This is a genomic window from Mesorhizobium sp. M7A.T.Ca.US.000.02.2.1 (genome assembly GCF_003996995.1).
Classification (GTDB): domain Bacteria; phylum Pseudomonadota; class Alphaproteobacteria; order Rhizobiales; family Rhizobiaceae; genus Mesorhizobium.
Genome location: NZ_RZTT01000103.1, coordinates 1 through 16,170, shown reverse-complemented (window position 1 = coordinate 16,170; position 16,170 = coordinate 1). Strand labels below are relative to the sequence as shown.

General features: G+C 63.7%; 18 protein-coding genes. 15 read left to right on the top strand and 3 right to left on the bottom strand.

Going from position 1 to position 16,170, the window contains the following annotated elements:
- Positions 1-1,279: amidohydrolase (locus tag EOD15_RS12505; protein WP_185928994.1), on the bottom strand; the 1,279-nt coding region annotated here is incomplete at its 3' end.
- Positions 1,280-1,363: 84 nt separating this feature from the next.
- On the opposite strand from EOD15_RS12505, the gene EOD15_RS12500 reads away from it, so the two are divergent.
- The 5 genes from EOD15_RS12500 (at position 1,364) to EOD15_RS12480 (ending at position 6,320) form a co-directional block, all read left to right on the top strand.
- On the top strand, positions 1,364-2,260 hold the full coding sequence (locus EOD15_RS12500) for a LysR substrate-binding domain-containing protein (protein ID WP_127408525.1): 897 nt from the start codon (positions 1,364-1,366) through the stop codon (positions 2,258-2,260).
- 119 nt (positions 2,261-2,379) lie between these two features.
- Positions 2,380-3,474 (top strand): ABC transporter ATP-binding protein, encoded by a 1,095-nt coding sequence (locus EOD15_RS12495; RefSeq protein WP_127320956.1) that lies wholly within the window; start codon positions 2,380-2,382, stop codon positions 3,472-3,474.
- A 68-nt stretch (positions 3,475-3,542) separates the two neighbouring features.
- Positions 3,543-4,658 (top strand): ABC transporter substrate-binding protein, encoded by a 1,116-nt coding sequence (locus tag EOD15_RS12490; RefSeq protein WP_127320957.1) that lies wholly within the window; start codon positions 3,543-3,545, stop codon positions 4,656-4,658.
- 25 nt (positions 4,659-4,683) lie between these two features.
- Positions 4,684-5,517, top strand: coding sequence for an ABC transporter permease (locus tag EOD15_RS12485; protein ID WP_013532644.1), 834 nt, complete (start codon positions 4,684-4,686; stop codon positions 5,515-5,517).
- A complete protein-coding gene (locus EOD15_RS12480) occupies positions 5,517-6,320 on the top strand; it encodes an ABC transporter permease (protein WP_127320958.1) in 804 nt (267 codons plus the stop codon). The genes EOD15_RS12485 and EOD15_RS12480 overlap by 1 nt, the downstream gene beginning before the upstream one ends.
- On the opposite strand, the gene EOD15_RS12475 is transcribed toward EOD15_RS12480, so the two are convergent.
- Positions 6,317-7,105, bottom strand: coding sequence for a fumarylacetoacetate hydrolase family protein (locus EOD15_RS12475; RefSeq protein WP_127320959.1), 789 nt, complete (start codon positions 7,103-7,105; stop codon positions 6,317-6,319). The two genes, EOD15_RS12480 and EOD15_RS12475, sit on opposite strands and share 4 nt — an antisense overlap.
- A 268-nt stretch (positions 7,106-7,373) precedes the next feature.
- On the opposite strand from EOD15_RS12475, the gene EOD15_RS12470 reads away from it, so the two are divergent.
- Positions 7,374-7,781 (top strand): DUF3168 domain-containing protein, encoded by a 408-nt coding sequence (locus EOD15_RS12470; RefSeq protein WP_127320960.1) that lies wholly within the window; start codon positions 7,374-7,376, stop codon positions 7,779-7,781.
- 175 nt (positions 7,782-7,956) lie between these two features.
- On the top strand, positions 7,957-8,259 hold the full coding sequence (locus EOD15_RS12465; RefSeq protein WP_127269164.1) for a hypothetical protein: 303 nt from the start codon (positions 7,957-7,959) through the stop codon (positions 8,257-8,259).
- A gap of 15 nt (positions 8,260-8,274) precedes the next feature.
- Here EOD15_RS12465 and EOD15_RS35725 read toward each other — a convergent pair whose 3' ends face one another.
- Complete coding sequence (locus tag EOD15_RS35725; protein ID WP_164761772.1) at positions 8,275-8,433, bottom strand: hypothetical protein; 159 nt, start codon at positions 8,431-8,433, stop codon at positions 8,275-8,277.
- On the opposite strand from EOD15_RS35725, the gene EOD15_RS12460 reads away from it, so the two are divergent.
- From EOD15_RS12460 to EOD15_RS12425, 8 genes are all read left to right on the top strand, one after another.
- Positions 8,432-9,097, top strand: coding sequence for a response regulator transcription factor (locus EOD15_RS12460; RefSeq protein ID WP_023812809.1), 666 nt, complete (start codon positions 8,432-8,434; stop codon positions 9,095-9,097). The genes EOD15_RS35725 and EOD15_RS12460 overlap by 2 nt on opposite strands.
- Positions 9,081-10,514: an ATP-binding protein gene (locus EOD15_RS12455; protein WP_127269160.1), complete on the top strand. Its 1,434-nt coding sequence runs from the start codon at positions 9,081-9,083 to the stop codon at positions 10,512-10,514. Before EOD15_RS12460 ends, EOD15_RS12455 begins: the two co-directional genes overlap by 17 nt.
- A 185-nt stretch (positions 10,515-10,699) precedes the next feature.
- Positions 10,700-11,137, top strand: a complete 438-nt coding sequence (locus EOD15_RS12450; RefSeq protein ID WP_127321622.1) for a hypothetical protein — start codon at positions 10,700-10,702, stop codon at positions 11,135-11,137.
- Positions 11,138-11,230: 93 nt separating this feature from the next.
- Positions 11,231-12,370 carry a c-type cytochrome biogenesis protein CcmI gene (gene ccmI / locus EOD15_RS12445; protein WP_127321623.1) on the top strand — a complete coding sequence of 380 codons (1,140 nt, stop codon included), beginning with the start codon at positions 11,231-11,233 and terminating at the stop codon, positions 12,368-12,370.
- Between the two features lie 8 nt (positions 12,371-12,378).
- A complete protein-coding gene (ccmE, locus tag EOD15_RS12440; RefSeq protein WP_127321624.1) occupies positions 12,379-12,822 on the top strand; it encodes a cytochrome c maturation protein CcmE in 444 nt (147 codons plus the stop codon).
- 32 nt (positions 12,823-12,854) lie between these two features.
- Positions 12,855-14,846 carry a heme lyase CcmF/NrfE family subunit gene (locus tag EOD15_RS12435; protein WP_127270960.1) on the top strand — a complete coding sequence of 664 codons (1,992 nt, stop codon included), beginning with the start codon at positions 12,855-12,857 and terminating at the stop codon, positions 14,844-14,846.
- A complete protein-coding gene (locus EOD15_RS12430; RefSeq protein ID WP_127321625.1) occupies positions 14,843-15,310 on the top strand; it encodes a cytochrome c-type biogenesis protein in 468 nt (155 codons plus the stop codon). Before EOD15_RS12435 ends, EOD15_RS12430 begins: the two co-directional genes overlap by 4 nt.
- A 130-nt stretch (positions 15,311-15,440) precedes the next feature.
- Positions 15,441-16,170: trypsin-like peptidase domain-containing protein (locus tag EOD15_RS12425; RefSeq protein WP_185928993.1), on the top strand; the 730-nt coding region annotated here is incomplete at its 3' end.

The window sequence follows — 16,170 nt, the reverse complement described above, 5'->3', positions numbered from 1 at the left end:
GCGCCGGGCGGGCGACATAGAACCGCGCCGTCGGCGTATGCCAGCTCATGTCGGTGTAATCGTCGGAGGTCGAATTGACTTGCGAGGGCGGCAGATCGCGGCGCAGGATCGCTTCCGCCGCCTGCGGCTCGATCAAGCGCTCGAGTTCTTCGATGAACGGCTCGTCGCTCGCCATGCGCCCGGCATTGACCTGTATTTCGCGGGCAACTGCCTTGGCGTCCTCGTCCCAGCGCGGCGGCCCAGCCGTCGACAGCGCTTCATAGGCGATTTCGGCCATGGCATGATTGGCAAGTCCCGGTCGTGACTTCGACACCCAATGCCGCTCATGGCGGCAGCCGCTCATGCCGGCAGCGGCCTCGGCATTGCGGTCGAGCACCGTGGTGACCTGCTCGGCCATGGCAAGCGTCGGCACGCGGATCATGTACTGGATCTCGGCCAGCCCCGCCGGCAAATTGTCGGCGGTTGCTTGCCCCGCCGTCAGGATCGCTTCGCTGATCGACCAGCCGCCCTGGTGCGGCAGCATGGAATCGCGCAGAGCCTTGGAGGCCATGTACATCATCATCAATGCGTCGTTGGCGCCGGGGGCGCGCGCCGCCGAATGTGCTTGCGGAATGGGTGCAGCACCCGCAGCCAGCGCCCAGCGCTCCGGTTGGTCGCAGATGAAGCGATAGATCATCGCGTAGGCCGCGCCGCAATGCGTGTCCCAGCGCGCCGTGTTGCAGAGCGGCAGCATGTAGAACGGATGAAAGGAGATCATGCCGGCAAGGCCGTCATAATAGCCCTTGGCGGCATGGATCGGCTTTGACCCGCGCACCTTTTCCGCCGGCTCGCCGGTGAAGCGCAGCGTGCCTGATAGGCCGTGGCGCTGCATCGCCGCCTTGGTCGCCAGCAGCCCGCCGAGGCTCGAAATCCCGAGGCCGGAATGCGGGTCGGTGTGGCCGCCGGCCTGGTTGCCAAGTCCCCGGCGCGGACGCTCGACCGTAGCGGCATCCTGGCAATTGCCCGGCACCGCGTCGTATTCGGCGTACATGCCGATGGTCGGGCCGGGGCCGTTGGTCCAATGCGCGCAGAAGGCGGTCGGCATGCCGGCGGAGCCTTCTTCGACGGAAAAGCCTTCGAGTTTCAGCCGCTCGACATACCAGGCGGCTGATTGATACTCCCGCCACGCGGTCTCGCCGTAATCGAAGATGGTGCGTGTCCACGCGGACAACAACGGCTGGATGCCGTCGAGACAGGCAAGGGCGGTTGCTTGCGCCGAGGTGGCCACCGGTTTCTCCATGGCATGAGAAGAAAGCAGTGAAGCGGGTCGCTAAAAAGTGATATGTTTTCCCGGTTCGTGCAAATTCGGTTCACCTGAGGCTCCTTGCGTATACCATCGACACAAGCGCTGCGCGCGCTCGACAGCTTCGCCCGCCACGGCAGCGTCTGTCGCGCCGCCGACGAGCTGCACCTGACCCGCAGCGCTGTTAGCCATCAGCTTCGCCTGCTGGAGCGCGACCTCGGCTTCGACCTGCTCGAACGCATCGGCAAGGGCGTGGCGCTGACGCCGCGCGGCCAGCGCTACGCCAGCGACGTGCGCAAGGCGCTCACCGTTCTGGGCGACGCGGTGACGCGTGATGCCGGCACCGGCGTCGGCGGCTCGTTCGCCGTCAGTTGCACGCCCGGCTTCGCCTCGCTGTTCTTGTGCACCCATATCGGCGAGTTCCGGCAGATGTATCCTGACGTGGCGCTGCGCATCCTGACGCCGCGCCGGCTCGACGATGTCAGCAACGCCGATGCCGATGCCTTCATTGCATTTGGTGTCGGCAATTGGCCGAACCGGGCGGTCGAGCCGCTCTGCGAAATCTCGTTCACGCCGCTCTGCAGCCCGACGCTGCTCAACAAGGTCGGCGGTTTTTCCCGGCCGTCGGACGTGCTGCGCGCTAATCTGCTGCATCTTGATGACACCGAGGATTGGGCGCGCTGGCTGGCGCTGTCCAAGGTGGAAAACCCTGACATTGAGGGCGGCATCTTCTTTTCGGACATGAACCTCGTCTTTTCGGCGGCGATTGCCGGCCAGGGCATCGCCATGGGCGACGAACTGACCAGCCGGCGGGCGCTGAGCGAGGGCCGGCTGGTCAGGCCGTTCGACATCGCGATCAAGTCGCCGCGCTCCTATTTCCTGGTCTCCGAACACGCCAAGGCTTCGCATCCGGTGCTGGAAGCGTTCGCAGGATGGCTGCGGTCGAAACTCCAGGAGAACCGCATTCTGCCGTATTGAGGGCAGGTGGCGACATCTCGCAATAGATGAATGAAATTTGCCGATCAGGCGAAAACTATTCGGTTGCGGTGAGCCGGCACCCTGCCTACGATTTCGACAAGCGTTAGGGAAAGGGCAGTATGCAGCAACCCGGCCGTGCCGCAGAGATCAAGGCAATCGGGATCGGCAAGAGCTTCGGCTCGTTCCGTGCGCTGGACAATCTGTCGCTCGATATCGGCCGCGGCGAGTTCCTGACTCTGCTCGGGCCGTCCGGTTCGGGCAAGACCACCTTCCTGATGATCCTTGCCGGCTTCGTGCAGCCGACCGAGGGCAAGCTGCTCAGCGACGGCGTCGACATCACCGATCGGCCGGCCGAGCAACGCGCCGCCGGCATGGTCTTCCAGGGCTACGCGCTGTTTCCGCATATGAGCGTCGAAGCCAACATCGCCTTCCCACTCAAGGTGCGCAAGAAATCGGCCGCCGACATCAAGCGCCGTGTCGGCGAGATGATCGAGCGCGTCGGCCTCAAGGGCCACGAGAAAAAACTGCCGGCGCAACTGTCGGGCGGCCAGCAGCAGCGCGTGGCGCTGGCCCGCGCGCTGGTGTTCGAACCGGGCGTGCTGTTGCTCGACGAACCGTTTTCCGCGCTCGACAAGGGCCTGCGCGGCCAGATGCAGGCCGAGATGAAGCGGCTGCACCAGGAGACCGGCACCACCTTCGTCTTCGTCACCCACGACCAGAGCGAGGCACTGGCGCTGTCGTCGCGCGTCGCCATCTTCAATCACGGCAAATTGCTGCAGGTTGGACCGCCCGACGAGGTCTACGACCGGCCGGACAACCGCTTCGTCGCCGAGTTCCTCGGCGAGATCAACATGCTGCCGCTGAAGGGGGTCAGGCCCGCCGGCAATGGCTCGACGGGCCTGTGCGAGGACCGCACGATCAGCATGGGCTGCAAGGCCGAGCTGGTACAAGGCGATGCAATCCTGGCGATCCGGCCGGAATACATGTCGATATCGGGCGAGGCGGCAGATGGTGAGAATGGCATCGCCGCTACCGCCACCAACTCCACCTATCTGGGTGCTGCAACGCGGCTCGACCTGACGACGCGGCAAGGCGCCAAGGTCACGGTCTCGGTGCCCAACGAGGTGGCGGCCGCGGCGCTCAGCAAGGGCAACTCCGTCTGGCTCACCTGGCCGGCGGAAAAGGGCTTCCTCCTTCCGCATGGAGGGCAATGACGAGCGGTGTGGCGAGATATCGCAGCACCGCTTTCCGGCACTATCAACAACAAAAAAGGGGAACTGACATGACACATGATACCAAAAAGCAAGCCATCGAGAGCCTGTCCGCCAAGGCAGGTCGCGGCGAGATCTCGCGCCGGCAGTTCACACAGCTGGCGGCACTCGTGCTGGCCGGCACGCCGATGCTGCTGCGCTCGACAGGTGCCTTTGCGCAGGCCAAGGAACTTGTGCTGGTCAACTGGGGTGGCGATGCCATCACCGCCTACGATGCCGCATATGGCCAAGCCTTCACCAAGGACACCGGCATCACCGTCAAGATGGACGGTTCGGGGCCGACCGAAGGCGCCATCGCCGCGCAGTTCAAGAGCGGCGCGCCGACCTGGGATCTCGTCGACGTAGATCCGTTCTCGGCCATCACGCTCGGCGCCCAAGGGGCTCTCGAGCCGATCGACTACAGCATCGTCCACAAGAAGAAGATGCGGCCCGGCTTTGGTTGGGAATACGCCGCCTCGACCTATTTCTTCTCCTATGTCATCGCCTATGATTCCGAGAAGTACGGCAAGGACGCGCCGACCGGCATGGTCGATTTCTTTGATGTGAAGAAGTTCCCCGGCAAGCGCTCGCTCTACAAATGGGGCGTGTCGAGCTGGGAAGCGGCGCTGCTCGCCGACGGTATCGCGCCTGCGTCGCTCTACCCGCTCGACCTCAAGCGCGCCCATGACAAGATCGCCGCCTTCAAGGAAAATGTCGTTGCCTATTGGGGCGGCGGCGCCGAAAGCCAGAGCGTGCTGCTCAATGGCGAGGCCTCGATGGCGATCGTCTGGTCGACCCGTGCATCACTGATCGAGCAGGATAGCGGCGGCAAGATCAAGTTCATCTGGGACCAGGGCCTGATCTCGCCCGGCGCGCTGGCCGTGCTCAAGGGCAATCCCGGCGGCAAGGACGCTGCGATGAAGTTCATCGCCAGTGCTCAGGACCCTGAAAAGCAGCTGGTCATGTTCGACAAGCTCGGCCAGGGCCCCGCCAACCCGGCAGCCGATGCGCTGATCCCGGCCGACAAGAAGCGCATCAACCCGGTCGATCCCGAGAACATGAAGAAGCAGATCGCACTGGACATGGACTGGTACGCCAAGAACTACGGGCCGGCGCTCGACGAATACACCAAGATCATCTCGGCCTGATCAGGGCCGGGGTAATCGGGTCGACATGAGATCCTATCTCTCCGACAGGATGGGCGCGGCGCTGTTGATGGCGCCGCTGCTCCTGTTTCTTGTCCTGGCCTATGCCTGGCCGTTCCTCGGCGTCGTCAAATGGAGCTTCACACTGCCGACGCCCGGCCTCGGCCAGTATGAGGCGCTGCTCACCGACGATCTTGTACAGTCGGTGTTCATCCGCACGCTGCGCATCGCGGCGGTCGTCACCGTGGTTTCGGTGGCCGCTGCCTACGCCATCACCGTCGTCTGGGTGCGTGGAACCCCGGCACAGCGCCTGATCGCCGAGTTCTGCATTCTCGTTCCCTTCTGGATTTCCGTGCTGACCCGTGCCTTCGGCTGGGTGGCGCTGCTCTCCAATCGCGGCCTGATCAACACCTGGCTGCAGGCGATCGGCTTCATTTCCGAACCGCTGGCGCTGGTGCGCAACGAGTTCGGCGTCATCGTCGGTATGACCCATTTCCTCATTCCGTTCGCCGTCTTCCCGCTGGCATCAGCCATGCGCAGCCTCGACGACCGCGTGCTCCTGGCCGCGCGCGGGCTCGGCTCCAGCCGCATGCGCACCTTCTGGACAGTGTTCGTGCCGATGACGCGCTCCGGCATCATCGGCGCGGCGATGATCGTGTTCGTCTTCTCGCTCGGCTTCTTCGTCACGCCGGCGATCCTCGGTGGCGGCCGCAGCGTCATGATCGCCGAGCTGATCTATCTCAGGATCTTCCAGAGCCCGGACTGGGGCCTGGGGGCGGCGATCAGCGTCGTGCTGGTGCTGTTCGTCGGCGCGCTGATGGCGCTTTTGTTCCGATATGTCAGACCGAAGCAGTTGATCTGATGCCGACCTACCGCCCCGGTCCCGTCTCGCTGATCATCGCCGCCCTCGTGGCGCTGTTCCTGCTGATGCCGCTGCTCGCCGTCATCCCGGTGTCGCTGACGCCGAGCCGCATGCTGGCGATGCCGTCGGGCGAACTGTCGCTGCGCCACTACCGGGCGCTGGTCGAGGACCCGCGCTGGCTCCAATCAATCCTGCTCTCGATCCGCATCGGTGTCGTCAGCAGTGCCTTTTCCACCGTGCTCGCGCTGTGCTTCAGCCTCGGCGTCTGGATGTTCCAGCCGCGCTTCACCGCGGCCCTGGTCGGTTTCGTGCTGCTGCCGATGGTGGTGCCGCCGGTGGTCTCGGCGATCACGCTCTACTTCCTGCTGACCTCGATGTCGGGCTTCAGCACGTTCTTCGGCTATGACACATGGCTCGGCGTCGCCATGGCGCATTCGGTGATGACGGTGCCCTTCGCCACCGTGCTGATGCTGGTCTCGCTCAGCCAGCTCGACCGGCGCATCGACCTTGCCGCGCGGGGCTTAGGGGCCACTGTGTGGGAGCGCGCCACCCGCATCATCATGCCCAACATCAAGTTCGGCATCATCACAGCGGCACTGCTCTCCTTCGTGCTGTCGTGGGAAGAAATCGGCGTCACCCTGTTCATCACCTCGGTCAACGCCATCACCCTGCCGAGGCTGATGTGGATGGGCCTGCGCGACAACATCGACCCGGCGATCGCCGCGCTCTCGGTGATCCTGATCATCATCACCGTGCTGGTGCTGGCGGTGCGCAGTTTCGTGGCCAGGCAGCGCGGAGCCTAGACAAACCGCACCGAGACGCGGCCAAACCGGCCGAGATCGCCGGTGACTTCGTCGCCTGCCTCGACGCTTATCGGCGTCACGCAGGTGCCTGTAATCACCACCTGTCCCGGTTGGAGCGCTATGCCCAGGCCCGACAGCTCGTTGACGAGCCAGGTGAGCGCGATGCGAGGATCGCCCAACACGGCCGCTCCCGATCCGTTGTGCTGCGACTTTCCGGAAACGAAAGCGACCACGGGGTGCTTTGCAAGGTCCACGCCGCGCCAGTCGTCTTCCGCCGCCTCGCCGATGACAAACAGATTGGCGCAAGCATTGTCCGCAATGAGCTGCGGCGCCCCGACGGCGCAGAAATCGTCATAGCGTGAGTCCGGAATTTCGATCGCCGGGTGCAAGGTCGCCACGGCTTTCATCACTTCGGCGATTTCATAGGGTGCCGGACGAGGCGGCAGTTCGCGGCCGAATCGGAAAGCGAACTCGATCTCGGCCACGCGCATCTTGCTCGTCGCCAGGGAAACGGTCCCGCCGACCTCCACCGCTTTTTCGGCCAGGAGACGTCCGGCCATCGGGCCGTCGACATTGATGTGCCTTTGTCCGGCCAGACTGGTCGCGGCAATCTTCCAGCCGAAAAGCGAGGCCGCCGAGCGATCCAGGACATGCGACTGGATGGCGTAACCTTCGAGCCGTGTTTGTGGGCGCAACGCCTCAGGTATGGCGCCGAGACGGGTGCCCTTGTCCCAGTGGCCTACCAACAACCGCGAGGCAGCCCTGGTCTTTTCTGCATCGAGCATCATCAGCTTCCGAAATTGCTTCGTGGATCGTCATGCGACCCTGTAGCGAGAATATGTAACCAGGAATCGAGAGTCCATGTTCGCGGCGCGGTGCCCGCGGACGATGGTGTTGGCAAAGTCGCCCTTTCGAGATCATCGGCATCCATCATTCCGATGACGAATCGCCATCGCCTCCGCGCGTCGAATGGCTATATCTGTCAGAACACGCAGAACGCGGACAGCTTCCGAAAAGCAATAATCGGCAGCGCAGGAACTGGAGGAAAAGACGATGACCGCGCCAGGCGATTTACAGCAGGCACTGTTTCTCAGGCTGAAAAGCGATGCATCGCTGTCGGCCTTGCTGGGCGGCGCCGGACTGCTCGAACGGCCAGCCGAGAATGCCGCTTTTCCGTACGTGACCTGCGGCCAGACCTCCGCTTTTGACTGGGATACGGGCACCGAGAACACCGACGATCAGTTGATTACGCTGCATGTCTGGTCGAAAGCCCATGGCGACGCCGAAACGCTAGCCATCATGGCCGCCATCCAGGCGCGCCTTGCCGACGCAGCATTGGCGATTGGCCCTCGCGGCCAGACACGACTGTCGCTGGAATTTGCCGAAGCCCGCCATGACGAGGATCTGCTCGTCCATCACGGGCTGCTGCGTTTTCGCGCGATAACGCAGGAAAATGCCTGATGCGCTTTCAATATGGTCAAAACCGAGTCTAGACTGGACTTTCGCGGGATTTCACCTGTTCGAGGCGGTGAAATTCCAGGTTGATTGTCTCGCGTTGCAGGGGTGTGGCGAGGATGTTTTCAGCGGCGTTCACCGTTCATTTCACGTTCAGCACCGATGCGTTACAACGCCGGTCATGAAAACGCTTCGCTCCCACTTCCGAATTGCGACACTGGCGCTTTGTGCTGCCGGGCTGTTCGCGTCGCGGGCGATGGCGATGCCGGTCATCGCGCCGCCCGACCTGGCCAGTCCGATCGTACTGGCGGCGTCCGATTGCTACGCCATCGGCCAGCAGGTGGCCGAGCAGAATGGCGGAACCCTGGCCAAGGCCTCGCAATCGACGCGCGGAGGTCAGCCTGTCTGTGTCATCGTCGTGCTCGTTCCAGGCAAGGACGGACAACGTCCGCGACGTTCCGAGATCGTCGTTCCGCTGAACTGACCCAATCAACCTAGGCTACGTTTCCCAGGCCGCCGGAATCGGCCTATATCTGCCCCAGTCTTCAATCTGACAAAGCTCTTCAATCTGACCAAGCTCTTCAATCTGACAAAGCTCTTCAATCTGACCAAGCTCTTCAATCTGACAAAGCTCTTCAACAGGTATCGAACTCCGCATGCGTGTACTCGTCGTCGAAGATGACAAGGATCTCAATCGGCAGATATCGGATGCGCTGGTCGATGCCGGCTATGTCGTCGACCGCGCCTTCGACGGCGAGGAAGGCCATTTCCTTGGCGACACAGAGCCCTATGACGCGGTCGTGCTCGATATCGGCCTGCCGCAGATGGACGGCATCAGCGTGGTCGAGCGCTGGCGGCGCGGCGGCCGCAAGATGCCGGTGCTGATCCTGACGGCGCGCGACCGCTGGAGCGACAAGGTCTCCGGCATCGATGCCGGCGCCGATGACTACGTCACCAAGCCGTTCCACATCGAGGAGGTGCTGGCGAGGCTGCGGGCCCTGATCCGGCGCGCTGCCGGCCATGCCTCGTCCGAACTGACCTGCGGGCCGCTGCGTCTCGACACCAAGGCCTCCAAGGCCGATGTCGACGGCGTGCCGCTGAAACTGACGTCGCACGAATTCCGCCTGCTTGCCTATCTGATGCACCATATGGGCGAAGTCGTCTCGCGGACCGAACTGGTCGAGCATCTCTACGATCAGGATTTCGACCGCGATTCCAACACCATCGAGGTGTTTGTCGGGCGGCTGCGCAAGAAGATGGGCATCGACATGATCGAAACCGTGCGCGGCATGGGCTACCGCATGCGTGAGCCGGAGGCGTAACTCGGAACCGCTCAAACCAACCGCAAGGACGCCGCTTTCGCTGCGTTTGTGGCCGCGTTCGCTGACGTTCCGCGTTATCGCCTTTTCCACGGTCTGGGCGATCGTGACGCTCGTTGTCATCTTCACCTTGATCACCACCCTATACCGCCAGGCCAGCGAGCGCGGCTTCGACAGCCTGCTTTCGGCGCATCTGTTCAACCTGATCGGTTCGATCGGCATCTCCGACAGCGGAGCGCTGACTGGCGCGCCAGACCTCGGCGACCTTCGGTTCTCGGAGCCGAATTCGGGCTGGTACTGGTCGGTCGAGCCCGCTTCGGAGGGCGTGCATGGCGATCTCCACTCGTCGTCGATGACCACGACGATCCCATCACCGAGCGTTGCCGAGGTGCCGTTCAATGCCAGCTTTCAGCGCAGCTACGCAGCTGAAGGCATCGACGGCGAGCAACTCGAAGTTTTCGAGAGCGAATTCGTTCTCGACGCCAAGAACCGGGCCGCGCGTTTCCGCGTCATGGGCAACCAGAGCGAACTCGAACAGGAAATCGCTACCTTCCAGCGCCGCCTGCTGACCTATCTCAGCCTGTTCGGCGTCGGCATGATCGCCATCAACGCGATCGCCATCCTGCTCGGCCTGCAGCCGCTGCGCCGGGTCAGGAACGCGCTCGCCATGGTGCGCGAGGGCACCGCGCAGAGGCTCGACGGCCGCTTCCCGGCCGAGATCGAACCGCTTGCCAACGAAACCAACGCGTTGATCGAAAACAACAGGCGCATCGTCGAGCGGTCGCGAACACAGGTCGGCAATCTCGCCCATTCGCTGAAGACGCCGCTGGCGGTACTGCTCAACGAGGGCCGCGCGCTCGGCGGCGCCAAGGGGCAGCTGATCGCCGAACAGGCCGCTTCCATGCAGAAGCAGGTCGAACACTATCTCCAGCGCGCCCGCGTCGCGGCGCAACGCGACAGCGTCGTCTATCGCACGCCGGTGACGCCGCTGGTGCAGCGCATGGTGCGGGTTCTGCAGAAGCTCAATCCGCAGACAAATCTGTCGCTGTCGCTGCCGGCGGCCGAAATCGTCTTCGCCGGCGAGCGCGAGGATCTTGAGGAATTGCTGGGCAATCTCCTTGAAAACGCGATGAAATGGGCAAAGAGCGCGGTGCAGGTTTCGGTCGTGCCCTTGACCGGCAAGGACGACCCGGCCGGCCTGTTCGAGATCAGCATAGAGGATGACGGTCCGGGCATTCCCGAGGACAAGGCGCGCGAGGCGCTGAAGCGAGGACGGCGTCTGGACGAGACAAAGCCCGGAACAGGTCTGGGGCTGGCCATTGTCGCAGACCTCGTCAACGAGTATGGAGGCGTTCTGGCGCTCGAGCGGTCCGGTATGGGCGGATTGAAGGCGGTGGTGCGATTGCGGAGCCTTCAGTGATGTTCACCAGGGCCAATCGACATAGAGGGACGGGAGATGTTATTGGCGGCATGTCGATTGGTCTCGCAGCTGCCAACGGCCAAATTTCCGACAAATATCAATACTATGGCCACGCCAACTTCTCCGATGACGCGGCCCCCGGCGCATCCATGGCAGGCTCCCACTCAAGAAAATCGGTTGTTGGCATGAAGATTCGCGTCGCTCTCGTTTCCGCATTGCTGGCCGTTTCCGGCTGCACCACCTTGAGCGGCAAGGGTCCAGCCATAGCAGTGGCACCGGCCTCGACACCTCCTTCCAGCGGCAAGGTGACCACGACGATCATTTCGGCGATGGGCGGCGGCCTCATCAGCGGGACGATCGGCAACGGCCTCAGCGAGACCGAGAAGCGCAGCGCGCTCGAGGCTGAATACAAGGCGCTGGAATATACGACCAGCGGCCAGAAGGTGACGTGGAAAGGCGCTCAGGCTTCGCGCTACGGCGAGGTGGTTCCGGCCCAGCCGTACCGCGTCGGTTCGCAGGACTGCCGCCAGTACACGCAGACGGTGTTTTCCGGCGGCGCCGGGCTCACGGCGCGCGGAACCGCTTGCCGCAACGCCGATGGCAGCTGGACGCCGCTGACCTGACGACCGTCTGCCGATGATTGGCGGCTGGCGTCGTCAAAGCGTCGCAGCATGCATCTGTTGGCACGGCAGAGCTCTGCCGGTATTGGAAGAACCATGCTGTTCTGGGTCATAGCCGCCATTCTCACGCTGGGTGCAAGCCTGGCGGTGCTGCTGCCGCTGGCCGCCAGCGCCAAGGGCGCGTCGTCGAGCGGCGAACATGATCTCGAAGTCTATCGGGACCAATTGTCCGAGCTTGACCGCGACGCCGCGCGTGGCTTGATCCAGCCGGCCGAAGCAGCCGAGGCCCGCGCCGAGATCGCTCGCCGCATCCTTCGCCTTGACAATGCGGGTACCGCCGGCGGCGCAAACCCTGGCCGAGCGTCGATCACGGCAAGGCTGGTGGCAACCGTAGCCGTGCTGGCGGTGCCGCTGGTCAGTTGGGGGCTCTATGTCCAGCTTGGCTCTCCTGACCTGCCGTCGCAACCGCTCAGCGAGCGGTTGGCCAAGAATCCCGCCGACAGTTCGGTCGACGAGCTGGTGGCGCGGGCCGAAGCCCATCTGGCCGCCAATCCCACCGACGGCAGGGGCTGGGACGTGCTCGCACCGGTCTATCTGCGCATGCAGCGCTTTTCCGACGCGGCGGGAGCCTATCGCAACGCCATTCGGCTCGATGGCGACAGCGCCGTTCGCCAGGCCGGTCTCGGCGAGGCGATCGCCAGCGCGGCAGGCGGCATTGTCTCGGCCGATGCCCAGGATGCTTTCGAGGCAGCCCTGAAGCTCGATCCGGCCAACGCGAAGGCGAGTTTCTACCTGGCCATGGCGTTGGCGCAGGAGGGGCGCGCCAAGGAAGCGACCACGGCATGGCAGGCGATGCTGGGCAGATTGCCGCCGGACTCGCCATGGCGCGGTGCGGTCGAGCAGGCGCTGGCCAAATCCGGAGGCTCCGACGTCGCCTCCAGCGGCGCCACCAACGGTCCCGATGCCGGCGATGTCGACGCCGCATCCTCGATGTCGCCGCAGGATCGGGAGGCCATGATCAATACGATGGTCGCCGGCCTCGACGACAAACTGCGGCAAAATCCGCGTGATCCGGAAGGATGGATGCGGCTCGTTCGTTCCTATGTCGTGCTCGGCAAAGCCGATCAGGCGCGTGAGGCGCTCGGTCGCGCCATCGCCGTCTTTGGAGCCGACAGTGAGCAGGCGAAGAAATTCACCGCCTTTGCCGCTTCGCTTGGCCTTGCGGCGACGGAGTAGAACAAGACATGACGCGCAAGCAGAAACGATTGTCGGTGATCGCGGGCGGGCTGGTCTTCCTGGGTGCCGCGACCGGGCTGACTTTTTACGCGCTTGGCCAGAAGGCCTCCTTTTTCTACATGCCGGCCGATCTCACCACCGCCAGTGTCCAGCCTGGCCAGCGCATCCGGTTGGGTGGATTGGTCGAAAAAGGCACGATCCAGCGCGGGCAGGGGGCCACGGTCGGCTTTTCGGTGACCGACACGCACAAATCGGTCAAGGTCACCTACACCGGCATCCTGCCCGACCTTTTCCGCGAAGAGCAGGGCGTCATCACCGAGGGTACTTTCGGCCCGGACGGGGTTTTTGTTGCCGATAGCGTGCTGGCCAAGCATGATGAGCGCTACATGCCCAAGGAGGTTGCGGACGGCCTCAAGGCCAAGGGCGTCTGGCAGGAGAACAAGAGTGAATAGCTCCGGCAGGAGAGCGACAATGGATCACGGGCATGGTTGAAACCGGACATTTCGCCCTCGTCCTGGCGTTTGCGCTTTCGCTGGTGCAGACGGTGGTGCCGCTGTTTGGCGCGCGCCTGAACAACCAGCGCCTCATGGCCGTCGGCGGTCCGGTCGCGGTGACCGGCTTTGCCTTGACGGCGCTGTCCTTCGCAGCGTTGGCGAGTGCCTATGCAAGCTCCGATTTCTCGGTGGCAAGCGTGTGGGAAAACTCGCATTCCTTGCAGCCGTTGATCTACAAGATCACCGGAACCTGGGGCAATCATGAAGGCTCGATGCTGCTTTGGGTGTTGATCCTGACCTTCTTCGGCGCGCTCGTCGCCGCTTTCGGCTCCAACCTACCGGCGACGCTGCGCGCCAATGTGCTTGCGGTGCAAGGCGCCATCGGCGCCGCCTTCTTCCTCTTCATCCTGGCGACGTCCAATCCGTTCATCCGGCTCAATCCGGCGCCGATCGAAGGCCGCGATCTCAACCCGATCCTGCAGGATCTCGGCCTCGCCATCCACCCACCGTTCCTCTATCTCGGCTATGTCGGCTTCTCGATCTGTTTTTCCTTCTCGGTCGCCGCCCTCATCGAAGGCCGCATCGACGCGTCCTGGGCGCGCTGGGTGCGGCCGTGGACGCTGGTCGCCTGGATGTTCCTGACCGGCGGCATCGCCATGGGATCGTACTGGGCCTACTATGAACTTGGCTGGGGCGGTTTCTGGTTCTGGGATCCGGTCGAGAACGCCTCCTTCATGCCGTGGCTGGCGGGCACAGCGCTGCTGCATTCGGCCATCGTCATGGAGAAGCGCTCGGCGCTGAAGATCTGGACGCTGCTGCTCGCCATCCTGACCTTTTCGCTGTCGCTGCTCGGCACCTTCCTCGTGCGTTCAGGCGTGCTGACCTCGGTGCACGCCTTTGCCACCGATCCGACGCGCGGCGTGTTTATCCTGTGCATACTGACGCTGTTTATCGGCGGCTCGCTGGCGCTGTTTGCGCTGCGCGCTTCCCGGCTGACGACCGGCGGCCTGTTCCAGCCGATTTCCCGAGAAGGGGCGCTGGTCCTCAACAATCTGTTCCTGACGACGGCGACGGCGACCGTCCTCGTCGGCACACTCTATCCGCTCGCCGTCGAAGCCTTTTCAGCCGACAAGATCTCGGTCGGCGCGCCGTTCTTCAATCTCACCTTCGGACCGCTGATGGTACCGTTGCTGCTCGTGGTTCCGTTCGGGCCGTTGCTGGCTTGGAAGCGCGGCGATGTCTTCGCCGTCGCGCAGCGCCTTATGGTGGCCTTTGCAGCGGCGCTGCTGGCGACGCTGGTCACCGCTTTGTTCATCGACGGCGCCTCGGTGTTCGCAGCCCTGGGCGTTGGCCTTGCCGTCTGGCTGATCCTTGGCGCGCTCACCGATCTCGCCGTCAAATCGGGGGTCGGCAATGTCGCCGCCGGGATCATGGTCAGGCGCTTGCTCGGCCTGCCGCGCTCGGTCTTCGGCACTGCCTTCGCTCACCTTGGCCTCGGCCTGACCACGCTCGGCATCGTCGGCACACTTTGCTTCGGCACCGAGAAGATCCTGTCGATGCATGCCGGTGAGACCGTCGAACTGTCCGGCCATACGCTGCGTTTCGTCGGGCTTTATCCGGCCCAGGGACCGAATTACAGCGAGGATCTCGGCCGCTTCGAACTGATCGGCGTCAGCGGCAGCCCTGTTGGCGAAATCAGCTCCGCCAAACGGTTTTATCCGGTGCGGCAGATGACGACGACGGAATCGGGCATCAGAACGATTGGTTTTTCGCAGCTCTACATCTCGCTCGGCGACGAGGGCAATGACGGTTCCGTCGTCGTGCGTTTGTGGTGGAAGCCGCTGGTGACGTTGATCTGGGGCGGCGGCCTGATGATGATGGCGGGCGCGGCGATGTCACTGATGGACCGGCGCCTGCGCGTCGGCGCGCCGTCGCGGCGGCGTAAGCAGGCGAGCGCGGTGCCATCCGCGACCCTGCCATGAACGCGCGGTTTTCTCTGACCTCCATTGTCCTGCTGCTGGCGCTGTTCTTTGCCGGCACGGCCTCGGCGGTGAAGCCTGACGAGGTGCTGCCTGATCCGACGCTGGAGGCGCGGGCGCGGGCGCTGTCGGAAGGCTTGCGCTGCATGGTCTGCCAGAACCAGTCGATCGACGAATCCGATGCCGACCTTGCCCGCGACCTGCGCGTCCTTGTGCGTCAGCGCCTCGTCGCCGGCGACACCGACCAGCAGGTCATGGACTACGTGGTTTCGCGATATGGCGAGTTCGTGCTGCTGAAGCCGCGATTCGACCTGCGCAATGCGTTGCTATGGGGCACGCCCGTCCTGCTGTTGCTGGTGGGAGGTGTTTTCATCGTGCTGACCGCGCGGTCGCGCCGCGTGCTGGCAACAAAATCCCTGTCCGCCGAAGAACAGGCATCGTTGGACGCCATATTGCGCCGCGACTGACGTCCGCCGTCACTCCCAAACATTACCAAAGTTTCATGTGTCGGAAATGGCGCTGTAATGTGTGCCGCTCTAATTCTCCTTTCCGAGGATGCCGACCAAGCAGCGTCCGTTGAAAGAGGATAAGAGATCCATGAATATTGCCCCCAATTCATATTCCGTCACCCGCAAGCGTCTCATGGCTGCCGTCGCATCTGTCGCCGTGGCCGGTGCGATCGGGGTTGGCGCGCTGACCAGCGGAACCAGCCCTGTTCTGGCCGATGCCGTACGCGTCGAGGCGCCGCAGGTGCCGGGCTTCGCGGATGTCGTCGAGCGCGTTTCTCCCGCCGTTGTCAGTGTCAAGGTCAAGGCCAAGATCAGCCCGGCCGCCGATGATGGCTCCGAGCCGTCCGACGACCAGGATGGCATGAACAACCTGCCCAACAATCCACAGCTGCGCCGCTTCTTCAAGGAATTCCGTGGCTTTGGTGACCAGGACGGCCAGGGTGGCGGCAACAGGCGCTTCAGCCACCGCGACCGCAACAACGACCAGCCGCGGCCGGTTGCCCAGGGCTCGGGCTTCTTCATCTCGGATGACGGCTATCTCGTCACCAACAATCACGTTGTTTCGGAAGGCTCGGCCTTCACCGTGGTGATGCATGACGGCAAGGAACTCGACGCCAAGCTGGTCGGCACCGACCCGCGCACCGATCTCGCCGTGCTCAAGGTCGACGGCGTCGGCAAGTTTACCTATGTCGACTTCGCCGATGACTCCAAGGTTCGCGTCGGCGACTGGGTGGTGGCCGTCGGCAATCCGTTCGGCCTTGGTGGAACCGTCACCGCCGGCATCGTCTCCGCCCGCGGCCGTGACATCGGCGCTGGCC

Bases quoted from the DNA above. Each gene is read 5' to 3' on its own strand.
- EOD15_RS12495 (WP_127320956.1), top strand. From the start codon at position 2,380: ATGCAGCAACCCGGCCGTGCCGCAGAGATCAAGGCAATCGGGATCGGC.
- EOD15_RS12485 (WP_013532644.1), top strand. From the start codon at position 4,684: ATGAGATCCTATCTCTCCGACAGGATGGGCGCGGCGCTGTTGATGGCG.
- EOD15_RS12465 (WP_127269164.1), top strand. From the start codon at position 7,957: ATGAAAACGCTTCGCTCCCACTTCCGAATTGCGACACTGGCGCTTTGT.
- EOD15_RS35725 (WP_164761772.1), bottom strand. From the start codon at position 8,433: ATGCGGAGTTCGATACCTGTTGAAGAGCTTTGTCAGATTGAAGAGCTT.
- EOD15_RS12480 (WP_127320958.1), top strand. From the start codon at position 5,517: ATGCCGACCTACCGCCCCGGTCCCGTCTCGCTGATCATCGCCGCCCTC.
- EOD15_RS12470 (WP_127320960.1), top strand. From the start codon at position 7,374: ATGACCGCGCCAGGCGATTTACAGCAGGCACTGTTTCTCAGGCTGAAA.
- EOD15_RS12490 (WP_127320957.1), top strand. From the start codon at position 3,543: ATGACACATGATACCAAAAAGCAAGCCATCGAGAGCCTGTCCGCCAAG.
- EOD15_RS12475 (WP_127320959.1), bottom strand. From the start codon at position 7,105: ATGCTCGATGCAGAAAAGACCAGGGCTGCCTCGCGGTTGTTGGTAGGC.
- EOD15_RS12430 (WP_127321625.1), top strand. From the start codon at position 14,843: ATGAACGCGCGGTTTTCTCTGACCTCCATTGTCCTGCTGCTGGCGCTG.
- ccmE (WP_127321624.1), top strand. From the start codon at position 12,379: ATGACGCGCAAGCAGAAACGATTGTCGGTGATCGCGGGCGGGCTGGTC.
- EOD15_RS12450 (WP_127321622.1), top strand. From the start codon at position 10,700: ATGAAGATTCGCGTCGCTCTCGTTTCCGCATTGCTGGCCGTTTCCGGC.
- ccmI (WP_127321623.1), top strand. From the start codon at position 11,231: ATGCTGTTCTGGGTCATAGCCGCCATTCTCACGCTGGGTGCAAGCCTG.
- EOD15_RS12435 (WP_127270960.1), top strand. From the start codon at position 12,855: ATGGTTGAAACCGGACATTTCGCCCTCGTCCTGGCGTTTGCGCTTTCG.
- EOD15_RS12460 (WP_023812809.1), top strand. From the start codon at position 8,432: ATGCGTGTACTCGTCGTCGAAGATGACAAGGATCTCAATCGGCAGATA.